Source organism: Streptomyces sp. NPDC045967, from assembly GCF_056430495.1.
This window is the reverse complement of the sequence record NZ_JBWKLE010000002.1, coordinates 239696-253669: the sequence shown is the minus strand read 5'-3', so window position 1 is coordinate 253669 and position 13974 is coordinate 239696. Positions and strand designations below refer to the sequence as shown.

Genomic DNA, 13974 nt, shown 5'->3' with positions numbered 1-13974 from the left:
GTCTGCAACATTGCTCGACATCAAGATATCTCCTGATCGGCCCGACGAGCACAGCCCCCTGCCACGAGCCGGGGGAGACACGGGTCACGCCGGCTCCGCGTCACGCGAAAAGCGCCGCCCACGGCTGTTCCCAGCCGGGGGCGGCGCTCAGGCGTGACGGCCCGAGAGCCGGATCAGGCCGCGAGGACCTTCGGGTTCGCGCCGTACTGGTTCGGCTGGTCGTTGCCCGCGGTGGCCAGCAGGACGATCATCCAGATGAAGCCGACGAGGGGCACCGCGCCGATGAAGACCCACCAGCCGGACTTGCCGATGTCGTGCAGGCGGCGCACGGTCACGGCCAGGTTGGGAAGGAAGGTGCCCAGGGCGTAGAGCGCGTACAGCCACGGAGAGGTGCCCAGTACGGCGTCCAGGATCGCGACGATGGCCAGGGCGGCGATCTGGAACAGGAAGAACATCCAGTACTCCTGGCGGCGGGCGCGGCCGGAGAAGTCGGCGTACTTCTTCAGAACGTTGACGTAGTGGTTCATGAGTCCCCCCAGAGGACGGTGGTTCGGGCCCGTCCTGCTGGAGCAAGCCGGGGCAGAACTTATGCCCCCCTTACATCGAGGTCAAGCCACTTTGCCGGGGGGCCAATTCGGCCACAGGGCCCGATATCCGGCGTCCGCCGTGCGCTGGGCGCGGCACGGAGGGGCGCCGTGTCCGGGGACGTCCGAAACGTCCGCTGCCGGGCCCCGCTCCGCACCGCGAAACCCGCGGTGATCAGTGTCCACATCGTTACCGCCCGGCCAGCCCGGCCCGCCCGGTCAGCCGATGGGGCAAGGGTCCCCGCAGACGTACCGAGCCGGTCAGAGCCAGCCGTTGCGCCGGAAGCCGCGGTGGATGACGAAGCAGGCGACCGCCATGACGCCGAGGACCAGCGGGTACCCGTACGTCCAGTGCAGCTCGGGCATGTGCTCGAAGTTCATGCCGTACACCCCGCAGACCATGGTCGGCACGGCGACGATGGCCGCCCACGCGGTGATCTTGCGCATGTCCTCGTTCTGCGCCACCGTCACCTGCGCCAGGTGGGCCTGGAGGATGGAGTCCAGCAGGTTGTCGTAGGCGCCGATCTGCTCGGTCGTCCGGGTCACGTGGTCCGCCACGTCCCGGAAGTACGCGCGGAAGTCGGCCGGGACCACCGGTATCGGCTGGGTCGCCAGCTGCTCCAGCGGGCGGCTGAGCGGGGCCATCGCCCGTCGCAGCTCGAGCAGTTCCCGCTTGAGCTGGTAGATCCGGCCGGCGTCTGCGCGCCCGCCCGTTTCGCTGAACACCGCGGTCTCGACGGCGTCCAGGTCGTACTGCACCGCGTCCGTGACGGCCACGTAGTCGTCGACCACGTGGTCGACCATGGCGTGCAGCACGGCCGCCGGCCCCTTGGCCAGCTGCTCCGGGGACGCCTCCAGTTCCTCGCGGACCGGGCCGAGCGTGCCGCGGCCGCCGTGCCGGATGGTGATGACGAAGTCCTCGCCGGTGAAGGCCATCAGCTCGCCGGTCTCCACCACCTCGCTGCTCGCGGTGAGTTCCTCGTGCTCGACGTAGCGCACGGTCTTGAACACGGAGAACAGCGTGTCGTCGTACCGCTCCACCTTGGGCCGCTGGTGCGCGTGCACGGCGTCCTCGACGGCGAGCGGGTGCAGGCCGAACAGCGCGGCGAGCCCGGCGAGCTCCGGCTCCGTCGGTTCGTGCAGGCCGATCCAGACGAAACCGCAGCCCGCCTTGCGGACCCGGCGCAGTGCCTCCTCGGCCTCGGCGCAGCCGTCCTGGCGCACCCCGTCCCGGTAGACCACGCAGTTGACCACGGCGCTGCCCAGCGGGGATCGGGCCGGGTGGCTGAGGTCGACGGCGCGCCGGTAGCCGCGGCGCACGACGCGGCGGAAGGTGCTGAACATGGACAACGACGTGCTCCTCTTTCGGCGGATCACCGGCCAGTGTGCCATCGCGTCCGGCCCGGCCGGCCTCACGCGGGCGCCGTCCCGGGCCCCCGCAGGGCCTGCCCCGCCGCCTCCGCGACCAGGCGCGCCACCAGCGAGAGCGCCGGCGAGTCCAGCTTCCACTGCTGCCAGTACAGCGGGATGTCCATGGGCCGCCGCGGCGCGAGCAGCACCAGCCCGCCCGTGCGCAGCAACGGCCCGGCCTGCTGCTCGGGCACCATCCCCCAGCCGAGCCCGGCAACCACCGCGTCCCGGAACCCCTCCGAGGTGGGGACGAGGTGCCGTACCGGTCCGGCGTCGACGGCCCGCACCCCTGTCCCCGATCCCGCGCGGGACCCCGCCCGGGAGCCCGCGCCCGACCCCGCCAGCGAGCGGACAAAGGCGTCCTGGAGCTCGTCCTTGCGGTCGAAGACGATGGTGGGTGCCCGCCGGAGGTCCGCCTCCAGCGCCCCGGTGAGGTGCCGGGCGGCGAACCCGGGGCTCGCCACCGGCAGGTAACGCGCCCGGCCGAGCATCCGTACGCTGCATCCGGCCACCGGGTCGGGTGAGGAGGTCACCGCCGCCATCACCTGGCCCTCCCGCAGCAACGCGGTCGTGTGCGACTCGTCCTCGCGGTGCAGTTCGACGCAGACCGGCGGGTCCTGCGGCACCCGGCCCAGCACCGGCATGAACCAGGTCGCGAGCGAGTCCGCGTTCACCGCGATCGGCAGCCGCACCGGGCCCGTCCCCTCGGCCATCCCCAGCTCGGCCCGCGCGTCGCGCTCGAGGCGGGCCAGCTGCCGGGCGAAGCGGACCACCACCTCCCCGGAGTCCGTCGCCCGCACCGGTTTGGTCCGCATCAGCAGCACCCGCCCGGTGCGCTGCTCCAGGGCCTTGACGCGCTGGCTGACGGCGGACGGGGTCACGTGCAGGGCGGCCGCCGCCGCGTCGAAGGTGCCCTCGTCCACCACGGCCAGCAGCGTCCGTACCTGGTCCAGGGGAAGCTCGTCCATCACGAGCGCTAATGGTACGTAAAAATCCTTAGCTGTACTGAAGCAGCCGCGGTGCCTACGGTCGAGGCATGACACACGGCATCATCACGGCGGCCCTCGCCGGCTTCGGCACCGGCCTCTCCCTCATCGTCGCCATCGGCGCGCAGAACGCCTTCGTCCTGCGCCAGGGCGCACGCCGCCAGGCGGTGCTCGCCGTCGTCGCCATCTGCGCCGTGTCCGACGCCCTCCTGATCGCCCTCGGCGTCGCCGGCGTCGGGGCCTTCGTCACCGCCTGGCCCGCCGCGCTGACGGTGGTGGGGCTGGCCGGCGGCGCCTTCCTGATCGCCTACGGGGTGCTCGCCGCCCGACGGGTGCTGCGGCCCGTACCGGGCGCCGCGCTCAGCGCGGACGGGGCCTCGGCCGGATCGGGCCGCCGGGCCGTCCTGACCTGCCTGGCCATGACCTGGCTCAACCCGCACGTCTACCTGGACACCGTCCTGCTGCTCGGTTCCCTCGCGGCCGACCGGGGCGACCTGCGGTGGGCCTTCGGCATCGGAGCCGGTCTGGCCAGCCTGACCTGGTTCGGAACGCTGGGCTACGGCGCCCGGCTGCTCAGCGGACTGCTGGCCCGGCCCTCCGCGTGGCGGGTGCTGGACGGGCTCGTCGCGGCGACCATGGTGACCATGGGCGGTCTGCTTCTGGCCCGCGCCTGACCGACCTGCAGCCCGACCGAGGAGTGGAGCCCGCCGTGCCCGCCGTACCCGACCGCCCCTCCCCCGACGCGGTGCGGGCGTACTACGCCGCCCAGTCCGCCCCGCTCCTGGCCGCCACCGGGATCGTGCTGGACACGAGCGGGCGGGTCCTGGTCCTGACCACCTCCTACAAGACGGACCTGGAGCTGCCCGGCGGCACGGTCGAGGGCACCGAGACCCCGGAGGAGGGGCTGGCCCGCGAGCTGAAGGAGGAACTGGACCTGAGCCTGCCGGTGGGCCGGCTGCTCGCGGTGGACTCCCGGCCGCCCGGTGAGCTCGGCCGCTCCCTCGTGGTGCACGTCCACCTGATCGGCCCGCTGCGGCCCGAGGAGGCCGCCTCGATCTCCTTCCCGGACGGCGAGATCACCCGGGCGCGCTGGCTGCGGCCCGAGGAGGCGTACGCGGTGCTGCCCGCCCGGATCGCACCCCGGCTGCGCGCCGCACTGTCCGCCCTGCACACCGGCTCCCTGGCGCACCTGGTCGACGGCGTGCCCCAGCCCGGCTCCCCGGCGGGCCTGGCCCCCGCCGCCCGGGGCGCACTGGAGCACGCGGGCGCCTTCGACGCCGCCGGGCACCGGGCCAGCCGGCCGAAGGCGACGACCGCGGCGAGCGTGCTGCTGACCGACACCGGCGGCCGGATCCTGCTGGTGCGGCCCGCGTACGGGAACACCCGGCGCTGGCAGCTGCCCGGCGGCGGCGTCGACAGCGACCTGGGCGAGATCCCGCGCGCCGCCGCCCGGCGGGAGGTCCGGGAGGAGATCGGCCTCGACCTCGCCCCCGGACGGCTCCTCGCCGTCGACTGGTCCCACAAGCCGGGACGGCTGGCCCGCGTCCGCTTCCTCTACGACGGCGGCGTCCTCGACGCGCCGGCCCTCGCCCGCGTCCGCCTCGACCCCGTAGAGCTCCTCGCCTGGCGCACGGCCGGAGCCGGGGAACTGCGCGATCTCGTCAAGCCCTCCCTGCGACGCCTGGTCAAGGCGGCCCTCACCGCCCGCGCCACGGGAGCCGGCCCCCTGGAACTCCACGCGGGCCGCCCGGCCCGGGGGTAGCGCGCGCGGCCCGTCACGGGCCGGCCGGGGGTGGCGCCCGCGGCGGGTCAGTGCGGGTCGGCCGTGGCGGGGGTGTCGTCGAGGAAGCCGCCCGACTGGTGCTGCCACAGCTTCGCGTAGGTGCCGTCCGCCGCGAGCAGTTCCCGGTGGGAGCCCTGCTCGACGATCCGGCCGCGGTCGAGGACGACGAGCCGGTCCATGGAGGCGACCGTGCTCAGCCGGTGCGCCACCACGAGCGCGGTCCGCCCCTCCATCAGCCGCCACAGCGCGTCCTGGACGAGGATCTCGCTCTCGGAGTCCAGGGCACTGGTGGCCTCGTCGAGCAGCAGGACCGGCGCGTCGCGCAGGATCGCCCGGGCGAGGGCGACGCGCTGGCGCTGTCCGCCGGAGAGTTTCACCCCGCGCTCGCCCACCATGGTGTCAAAGCCGTCGGCGAGCGCGTCCGCGAACTCGGTGACGTGGGCCGCCTCGGCGGCGCGCCGGATCTCGGCTTCGGTGGCGTCGGGCCGCGCGAACGCGATGTTCTCCCGCAGGGTGCGGTGGAACATGGCGGGGTCCTGGGGGACGTAGGCGATGCGGCGCCGCAGATCGGCCTGGGACAGGTGGCGGATGTCCTGACCGCCGATCAGGATGCGGCCGGCGTCGACGTCCGTCATCCGCAGCAGCAGCCGGGTGAGCGTGGTCTTGCCGCCGCCGGACCGGCCGACGAGGCCGATCTTCGTCCCCCCGGCCACGGCCAGGTCGAGTCCCTCGAAGAGCGGCTTCCCGCCCGCGTGGGCGAAGGCCACCCGCTCGAAGCGGACGTCGGCGGCCCCGGCGGCCGGCGGCTCGGGGACGGCCGGGTCGAGCACGGTCGGCGGCTCCAGCAGGAGTTCGGTGAACTGCGCGGCCTCCGTCATCGAGCTCTCCAGGCGCCGGTAGATCTGGTTGAACTCGAACATGATCCGCGTGGCCGCGGCGTAGTAGGTGAAGACGACGATGACGCCTTCGACCCCGTGCTCCCCCACGCCCAGGGCGACGGCGAGCAGCAGGCCCAGCACGTTGGTGAGCACGGACATCGGCGCGACCAGCGTGTCGATGCGCAGGTTGCCGTAGTCCCAGGAGCGCAGCATGAGCCGCCGGGACTCCGCGACCCGGGACCGGTGCTCGGCGGCCTCGCTCGCCTCGGCGGCGAAGGCCCGGACCGTGTCCATGTTCATCAGGCTGTCGGCGACGTGCCCCGACACGCGGGCGATCGCCCGTTCCCGCTCGGCGACGAGCACCTGGCGGCGCCGGATCAGCGGGGCGGCGCACAGGCCGGTGAAGGCGATCAGCGTCAGCAGCCCGGCGACGAGGAGCGGGTCGTACTGCCACAGGACCACCGAGGCGAACACGAGCGGGAGGAAGTTGCCCACGACGGAGAACGTCAGGGTGTCGACGAACTCCTCGAAGCGGGAGGCGAAGCTGAGGACCCGCTTGGTGAGCGAGCCGGCGAAGTTGTCGTGGAAGAAGGCGGCGTCCTTGGCGTAGAGCTCCTCCATCCCGATCACGTACAGGTGCTCGATGCCGCGGGCGTCGAGGCGGTTCAGGCAGTGGTAGCCGACCCGCCACAGCGCCTCCCCGAGGAGCAGGCAGCCGGCGAAGGCCAGGACGTAGGGCAGTGTCGCGCCGATGCCGCCGCCGGTGTCGTCGTCCGCGATGCGGCCGACGAGCTTGGCGACGACCAGCGGCGCGAGGTAGGTGAGGCCGATGTTGCCGAGCGCCGGGAGCAGCATCGCGGGGACGGCCACCGTGCGCAGCCGGGCGAGTTCCCGTCCGTAGAAGCGCAGGGCGAGCAGCACCGGCCCCTGGCCCGGCGAACTTCCGTGCGATCGGGGTGATTCCATCACAACCCTGCCGTGTCGGATCAGTGGGGACAAGGTCCGCAGTGTCCCGCGCCCGCGCCCGGGCCGTCCACGTGTTTTCGGCGGACCCGGGCCTCCTGCCGCGTCAGCAGAGGCTGTCCCAGTGGTGGAGGGCCTGAAGGGCTGCGGTGCGCCGGGTGGGGGTGGGCGGGGCCGGGGCGAGGAGGTAGTCGGCGACGGGGGTGAGGAGCAGAGGGGTGTCGGAGGAGGGGATGAGGAAGCGGGCCTCGTCCCAGGCGTGGCGGATGACGGTGCGCCGCAGCAGGGTGCCGCGGCGCGTGGGCAGGCCCCGGGGGGAGGCGGCTTCGGCGCGGCGGCGGTGCTCGGGGGCGAGTTCGCGGGTGAGTTCGGCGCGGACGGCGGCGAGGGGGCCGAGCGGGAGGTGGCCGGCGGCGTGGTCGAGGAGGGTGGCGGCCTCCGGGGCCAGGCGGTAGGCGGCGAGCACGGCGGCGGTCTCGGCGGGCTCGGAGAAGGACCGGCCGGCGAGGACGGCGACGTCGAGCAGGGTGACGGGACCGGGCGGCAGCGCCGGCCGGCGCAGACAGGACTCGGCGAGGGCGATGAGGCATTCGTCGTCCTCGTCGGCGACCAGGTAGGGCCGGACGGGCACGGCCGAGCCGTCACCGGGCAGGGCCGCGGTGGTCAGATGCACCCGGTACCAGGGGTCGGCCAGCGGGTCCTCGGCGGGCCAGTGGAGGGTGACGGCGGTGTGGTGGGGGCGGTCGCCGAGCAGGGAGACGTCGATGTGCTCCACCGGGTGGTCGGTGACCAGGCGGACGACGGCCTGCCACAGGGCCGCCTCGTCGGGGGCGACGAGGTCGAGGGTGTCCATCGGCCGGAGCAGGTCGGCCGGGTAGTAACCGGTGAGCGGCAGGCCCCGGATGGCGCGGACGCCGGTGGAGTGCGCGAGGCCGGCGGCCAGCCGGGCGTACTGGGCGACGCGGTCGCGGGCGCGGCGCAGTTCGGCGCGGGCGGGCTCGCCCATCCGGACGCCGTCGCGGACCAGGGCGGAGAGCACCAGGTGCGGCACGTGGCGGTCGGCGCGGGCGCGGTGGAGCAGTTCGGCCGGCCCGGCGGCCGGGTCGGCGTCGAGCAGCCGGTACAGCAGTGCGGTGTTCACGGACGTCCGCCTCCGAATGTATGGTCAGGCCCGGCGCCACCGGCGGCCAGGGGGGCGGGCGGGGGGTACCGGACCGTCTCCGGCGTGCCCGCGGCACGGCGATTCTGTACGGCAGGGTTCAACACCTGATCACCACAGGCTCAACAGACTCTCGACACGGCGTGCGACGCTGTGGTTAAAAAGGTGACACAAAATTTGACATGGGCGCCGAGCGGGGGCGGGCACCGTGTTCTGGGGGCTGGGGGCAGAACTTGGGTGATCTCCGTTTCTCGTTACTCGGTCTGATGCGGGCTCACCGGGGCGCTGCCGCGCTCCGGATGGGAAGTCCGCAGCAGCAGGCGATGCTGGCCGTTCTCCTGCTCAGGCCGGGGCATTCGGCGAGCGCCACCGATCTCATCACCGCCCTGTGGGGTGAGGAGCCGCCGAGCGCCGCGATGACCACGGTGCGTACGTACGCGTGGCGCTGGCGCAAGGTGCTCGACGCGGGCGGCAAAGGCGGCAAGGGCGAAGAGGGGGACGGGGCGGAGGGCGAGCGGCCCGCGCCGAGCGTGCTGGTGTCGATCGGCGACGGCTACCGGCTGGTCCTGCCGAAACTCGCCGTGGACGCCGCGGAGGCGGAGGCGCTGGCCGGTGAGGCGGAACGCACCGCCCGCGCCGATCCGCTGCGCGCCCGTGACCTGCTCAACCAGGCGTTGGAGCTCTGGCAGGGCGAACCCCTGGCCGGTGTCCCCGGACCGTTCGCCGAGCGGCACCGCCAGCGGCTGGAGGAACTGCGGCTGACGCTGCTCGAGGAGCGGATCGGGCTGGACCTGACGCTCGGCCGGCACTCGCGGTGCATCCCCGAACTGACCTCGCTCACCACCGAGCACCCGCTGCACGAGCGGGCGTACGGGCTGCTGATGCGGGCGCTGTACCAGGCCGGACGGCAGGCGGACGCGCTGGCGGTGTACCGCGGCGTCAGACAGCTGTTCCTCGCCGAGCTGGGCGTCGCGCCGGGGGCGGAGCTGGAGCGGCTGCACCGCAGGATCCTGGAGGGCGATCAGGCGCTGGCCGCGCCCGATCCCGGCACGGCGACCGCGAGGGCAGGCGGCACGGGTCCGGCGGCCGGCGGCGGCGCGGGCGGCGCGGCGGGATTCGGGGGCCACGGCGGCCCCGGCCCGAGCGGCGGTGACGAGCGGAGCGGCGACGACGGCGACGGCGGTGGTCTTCCCCCGGCGGCCGAACCGGGACTCGGGCAGGAGCAGGACGGGCGGGAGGCCGCCGCCCGGCCGGCCGCCGGACCGCCGCGTCCAGCCCAACTGCCGCCGGACGCAGCCGACTTCACCGGCCGAACGGCGCCGGTCCGGGTGCTGGACGAGGCGCTCGCCACGCCCTCGCCCCAGGCTCTGGTGATCGCCACCGTGGTCGGCATGGGCGGGGTCGGCAAGACGGCGCTGGCCCTGCATGTGGCTCACCGCGTCCGGGAGTCCTATCCGGACGGCCAGCTCTACGTGGACCTGCGCGGCTCCGACGCCGTGCCGGCCGATCCGGAGGCGGTACTCAGCGGCTTCCTGGTGGCGCTCGGCGTGTCCGGTGACGCGGTGCCGGACGGACTGGAGGCGCGCTCGGCGCTGTTCCGGTCCGTCGTGGACGGGCGGCGGCTGCTGCTGGTGCTGGACAACGCGAAAGACGCGGCGCAGATCCGGCCGCTGCTTCCGGGTGCGGTCGGCTGCGCCGTGCTGACCACCGGTCGCACCCGCCCGGCCGGGCTGCCGGCCGCGGTCCGGGTCGATCTGGACGTGTTCCAGCCCTCCGAGGCGCTGGACCTGCTCGGCCGCACCATCGGCGCGGAGCGCCTGGACGCCGAACGGGAAGCGGCGCTGGAACTGGTGGTGGCCTGCGGCTACCTGCCGCTGGCGGTCCGGATCGTCGCCGCCCGCCTCGCGGCCCGGCCGGGCTGGACGGTGGGGACGCTCAGCCGCCGGCTCCAGGTGGAGCGGCGGCGGATCGACGAGCTGCGGATCGGCGACCTCGCGGTGGCGGCGGCGTTCGAACTGAGCTACCGCCAGCTGACGGCCGACCAGGCCCGCGCGTTCCGGCTGGTCGCCTCGGTCGACGGGCCGGACATCGGGCTGCCGGCCGCCGCGGCGCTGCTCGACCTCGACGAGTACGACGCCGAGGACCTGCTGGAGGCGCTGGTGGACGTGGCGATGGTGGAGTCGCCGTTCCCGGGGCGGTACCGCTACCACGACCTGCTCCGCGCGTTCGCCCGGCGCAGACCGGCGCAGACCGCCGACTCCGCTGCGGCGGGAGGCGGTACGGCCGGGAGCGGGGAGGCTCTGGCGGCCCGGGACCGGCTGCTGGACCACCTGCTGGCCACGGCCTGCTCCGCCTTCCAGCACGCGGTGCCGGGCGATCCGGCGTCGGGTGCGCTGGGACCGGCCCGCTCCCCCGGTGTGGCCCTGGCCGGATGGGACGCGGCCCGGGCGTGGACGGAGGCGGAGCGGACGGGCGCGGTGGCGCTGGCGGCCCAGGTCGCCGCGGACGCGGGAGCGGGCGGAGCCGACGGCACGGCGGCGGACGGGGTACCGGGGAGCGGGGTACCGCAGGACAGGAGACCGCAGGCCGGGAGACCGGCGGACGGGAGACCGGCGGACGGGAGACCGGCGGACGGGGTGGCGGGCGACGGCGTGCACGGGGCTGCGCTGCGGGCCGCGATCGACCTGCTGATCGCCCTCACCCCCTTCGTGCTCACCCCGCCGAGCCGCGGGCTCGCCGCCACCGCGGACGCCCTGGCCGAGGCCGCGGCGCGGCACGGCGACGTACGGGCGGCCGGGCGTGCGCACTTCCTGCGCGGGAACGTCGCCCTCGCGGCGACCCGGCTGGACGCGGCGGAGGAGGCGTCCCGCCGGGCGGTGGACGCGGCGCGGGCCGCCGGGGACACGGTGATCCTCCGCCAGGCCCTCAACGACCTCGGGTTGATCTGCCAGTTCCTCAGCCGGTTCGACGAGGCGGTGGACCACTACGACGAGGCGCTGCTGCTGGCCAACGAACTGGGGCACCGCTCCGGCGCCCTGGTGACGACCGTGAACGCCGCGCTGGCCCGGGTGCGCAGCGGGCGGGCCGACGAGGCCGTGGAGATCTGCCACGAGGTGCTCTCCGAGTTGCGGACCCGGCAGGACGATCCGGGCCGGGCCTACGCCCTGTACGTACTGGGGCTGGCCCTGCACGGGCTCGGACGGCACGAGGAGGCGGTGACCTGGTTCCGGGAGTGCCTGACGGTGGCGACGCAAGCCGGTCTGCGGGACCGGGCGGCGCACGCGCGCTACCGGATGGCGGACAGTCTGCGCTCGCTCGGCCGGGCGGACGAGGCCCTGGACCACGCCGGGCTGGCGCTGGTGCTCTGCGAGGAGCTGGGCGCGGAGCGGGACCAGGCCCAGGCCCTGGTCGTCCTGGGCCGCTCGCTCGCGGATCTGGGACGCGGGGCCGAAGCGGGGGTGCGGTTGCGGCAGGCGCAGGAGATCTTCTGCCGCCTGGGGCTGCCGGAGGCCGCCGATGTGGCGGTCCTGCTGGAGGAGCCGGCTCTGGCGCTGGTCGATCCCTGAGGGGCGGGGCACGGGTGCGACGGCGGTAGTGAAACGGTTCTCCTGGCCGTGCGGCCCGCCGGTACGGCTCAGGAGCCGGTGCTGTTCCAGTCCTTGTCGTCGGTCGGAGTGGGGGTGGGGGCGGGCACCGTGGCCTGGGTGGTGCTCGCGGTCCCGCCCTGCCCGGCGCCCCCGGCCCCGTCGGCCATCGCCGCACCGGCCGTGCCGAGGGCGATCAGCGCGCCGAGGGCGAGGCCCGAGGCGGCCAGGCGGATCCGAGTGGCACCGAGGGTGTTCGAACGCTTCGCCATGGCTGCTCCCTGAGACGTCTTCCCTGGTGGGAAGGGGGTTTGGGGTCTTCCCGGAGTCGTTTCCGGGTTGATGGGAGGAGCATGGCAAGGCACGTTCAACAGCCGATCGACGTAGGAGCACCGTGCGTCGACCGGCCCGTTGACCGGGGGGTGGCGGCCCGGTCGGCTCAGGCGGCCCCGCGGATCTCCAGCGTGCAGCACTTCACGCTGCCGCCGCCCTTGAGCAGCTCGGAGAGGTCCGTTCCGACCGGCCGGTAGCCGTGTGCGCGCAACGCGGCGGCGACGCCGGTCGCGGCCTCGGGCAGCACCACGTTCAGGCCGTCGCTCATCAGGTTGAGTCCGAACACCTCCGCGTCCGCCTCCCGGACCGGCACCGCGTCCGGGAAGAGCCGGCGCAGCACAGCCCGGCTGCCCGCCGAGAACGCGCCGGGGTAGTAGATCACCTGGTCGGTGTCGAGCACGCCGAGCGCGGTGTCGAGGTGGTAGAAGCGCGGGTCGACCAGGTCCAGGCCGACGACCGGCCGCCCCAGGAACTCCTGCGCCTCCGCGTGTCCGGCGCTTTCGCTGCGGAAGCCGCGTCCGGCGAGCAGGAAGCCGCCCGTCAGCAGCAGGTCGCCCTCGCCCTCGTTGACGTGGACCGGATCGTGGGTGGTGAAGCCGCGGTCCCGGAACCACCGCAGGTAGGCGGGTCCTTCGGCGGCGCGCTCGGCGTTGCGGAACCGGGCGCCGAGCACGCGGCCGTCGACGACGGTCGCGCCGTTCGCCGCGTAGACCATGTCGGGCAGGCCGGGCAGCGGGTCGATCAGGTCCACGCGGTGTCCGAGGTCGACGTACAGCTCGTACAGCCGCTGCCACTGGGTGACCGCGAGGTCGGTGTCCACGGGCTTGGCCGGGTCCATCCAGGGGTTGATGGCGTAGGAGACCTCGAAGTGCGTGGGACGGCACATCAGGAAGTGGCGCGGGCGGGCGGTGCGGGTCATGACGGTCTCCGGAAGGCGAAAGGGCTGAGGGGGTTGGATGGGCGCGGCCGACGGCAGCGGCCGGGTCAGGACGCCGCGGGGCGCTCGGGAAAGCTGCGCAGGCCGCGCAGCGGGCTGGCCAGCAGGACCGCGCCGGCCGAGAGCAGGACGCTCGCCATGATCCACAGGGTGGTCCGGGCACCCAGGACCTCGCCGAGCCAGCCGCCGAGCAGCGCGCCCACCGGGATGGCGCTGAAGTTGACGGTCGAGGCGCTGGCCCGGATCCTGCCGATCATCGCGGGCGGGCAGTACGCCTGGTAGAAGCTGCCGGCGATGACGTTCCCGGCGATCACTCCACAGACGGCGACCGACCAGGCCACCGCGCTCACCGCCAGCGGCAGCCGCTCCCCCGCCATCGGCAGCAGCAGGATGAACGGAGCCCCCACCAGCTCGCAGAGCAGCAGCCCGCGGGCCGTCCCGAACCGGCGGGCGATCCGCCCGGCCAGTGCGGCCCCGGCCAGGCCGCCGATCGAGACCACCGCGAAGACCGCGCCGACGCCGCTGGGCGTCACGCCCACGCTGCGCACCAGGAAGATCGTCTGCACCGCCTGGATGCCGTTGAGCCCGAGGTTGCCGACGGCCGCGAAGCTCGCCAGCGTGCGCAGGTAGGGGTCGCCCAGCAGGAACCGGACGCCCTCCTTGATCTCGCCCAGGATGCCGCGCCGTTCGGAGACCGGCGGCGGCTTCTCCTCGACCTTGATGCCTCCCACGCAGACCGCCGCCACCAGGTAGGTGAGCGCGTCGGCGAGCAGACCGCTGACCGCGCCGAACGCCTGGGAGATCAGACCGGCCAGGCCGGGGCCGGCGATCTCCGCCGCCGCGTCCCCGGACCGCAGCTTGACGTTGGCCTCCAGCAGGTCGTCCTTGGCGACCAGCGAGGGGAGCACCGCGCCGTTGGCGGTCGAGAGGAACACCTTGACCGCGCCGGCCAGCAGCGCGACCACCACGAGCTGGGTCATCGTCAGCCGCTCCAGCCAGCCGGCCACCGGCACGCTGCCGAACAGCACCAGCAGCAGGAGGTCGCAGACCAGCATCACCTTCAGCCGGGGCCAGCGGTCCACCCACGCCCCGGCCACGAGACCGAGGAAGAGCCAGGGCACCCAGGCGGAGGCGGTCAGCAGGCCGACCATGAACGGCGAGGCGTCCAGGGTGACGACGGCCACCAGGGCGAGGGCGACGTTGCCCACGGCGGTGCCGAGGCCGCTGGTCGTCTCACCGATCCAGAGCCTGCGGAAGTCGGTCTGCGCCCACAGGCCCCAGCGGCTCCTTCGCGGCGCGTCCCCCGCCGGGGGTGACGGCGGGTGGGGCGGTTTGACGGAGGCTGTGGTCATGGCGG

At 74.3% G+C, this 13974-nt stretch carries 11 protein-coding genes; 3 read left to right on the top strand and 8 right to left on the bottom strand.

All coding sequences use genetic code 11. The annotated features are described in order from the left end of the window. Positions 1-173 precede the first annotated feature (173 nt). The 3 genes from AC07FY_RS04925 to AC07FY_RS04915 form a co-directional block, all read right to left on the bottom strand. Positions 174-527, bottom strand: coding sequence for a DUF805 domain-containing protein (locus tag AC07FY_RS04925; protein WP_479000474.1), 354 nt, complete (start codon positions 525-527; stop codon positions 174-176). A 318-nt stretch (positions 528-845) separates the two neighbouring features. Further along, the gene (corA, locus tag AC07FY_RS04920) at positions 846-1928 is read right to left on the bottom strand and encodes a magnesium/cobalt transporter CorA (protein ID WP_479000471.1); all 1083 of its coding nucleotides are present in this window, start codon (positions 1926-1928) and stop codon (positions 846-848) included. Between the two features lie 68 nt (positions 1929-1996). Further along, positions 1997-2962 carry a LysR family transcriptional regulator ArgP gene (locus AC07FY_RS04915; RefSeq protein ID WP_479000468.1) on the bottom strand — a complete coding sequence of 322 codons (966 nt, stop codon included), beginning with the start codon at positions 2960-2962 and terminating at the stop codon, positions 1997-1999. A 68-nt stretch (positions 2963-3030) separates the two neighbouring features. Here AC07FY_RS04915 and AC07FY_RS04910 point away from each other — a divergent pair, with 68 nt between their 5' ends. Both AC07FY_RS04910 and AC07FY_RS04905 read left to right on the top strand, forming a co-directional pair. Then, positions 3031-3654: a LysE/ArgO family amino acid transporter gene (locus AC07FY_RS04910; RefSeq protein WP_479000465.1), complete on the top strand. Its 624-nt coding sequence runs from the start codon at positions 3031-3033 to the stop codon at positions 3652-3654. 35 nt (positions 3655-3689) lie between these two features. After that, positions 3690-4742 carry an NUDIX domain-containing protein gene (locus AC07FY_RS04905; RefSeq protein ID WP_479000462.1) on the top strand — a complete coding sequence of 351 codons (1053 nt, stop codon included), beginning with the start codon at positions 3690-3692 and terminating at the stop codon, positions 4740-4742. Positions 4743-4789: 47 nt separating this feature from the next. Here AC07FY_RS04905 and AC07FY_RS04900 read toward each other — a convergent pair whose 3' ends face one another. Both AC07FY_RS04900 and AC07FY_RS04895 read right to left on the bottom strand, forming a co-directional pair. Further along, positions 4790-6607, bottom strand: a complete 1818-nt coding sequence (locus AC07FY_RS04900; RefSeq protein ID WP_479000459.1) for an ABC transporter ATP-binding protein — start codon at positions 6605-6607, stop codon at positions 4790-4792. Positions 6608-6710: 103 nt separating this feature from the next. Further along, complete coding sequence (locus AC07FY_RS04895) at positions 6711-7745, bottom strand: hypothetical protein (RefSeq protein ID WP_479000456.1); 1035 nt, start codon at positions 7743-7745, stop codon at positions 6711-6713. A gap of 341 nt (positions 7746-8086) precedes the next feature. Between AC07FY_RS04895 and AC07FY_RS04890 the strand changes: the two genes are divergently transcribed. Beyond that, positions 8087-11329 carry an AfsR/SARP family transcriptional regulator gene (locus AC07FY_RS04890; protein WP_479001560.1) on the top strand — a complete coding sequence of 1081 codons (3243 nt, stop codon included), beginning with the start codon at positions 8087-8089 and terminating at the stop codon, positions 11327-11329. Positions 11330-11397: 68 nt separating this feature from the next. Here the strand turns inward: AC07FY_RS04890 and AC07FY_RS04885 are convergent, their stop codons facing one another. The 3 genes from AC07FY_RS04885 to AC07FY_RS04875 all read right to left on the bottom strand — a co-directional run bounded on the left by AC07FY_RS04885 (position 11398) and on the right by AC07FY_RS04875 (position 13969). Continuing rightward, positions 11398-11619: a hypothetical protein gene (locus AC07FY_RS04885; RefSeq protein ID WP_479000453.1), complete on the bottom strand. Its 222-nt coding sequence runs from the start codon at positions 11617-11619 to the stop codon at positions 11398-11400. A 167-nt stretch (positions 11620-11786) separates the two neighbouring features. Beyond that, positions 11787-12599, bottom strand: coding sequence for a dimethylargininase (gene ddaH, locus AC07FY_RS04880; protein WP_479000450.1), 813 nt, complete (start codon positions 12597-12599; stop codon positions 11787-11789). A 65-nt stretch (positions 12600-12664) separates the two neighbouring features. Next, complete coding sequence (locus AC07FY_RS04875; RefSeq protein WP_479000447.1) at positions 12665-13969, bottom strand: MFS transporter; 1305 nt, start codon at positions 13967-13969, stop codon at positions 12665-12667. Positions 13970-13974 lie beyond the last annotated feature (5 nt).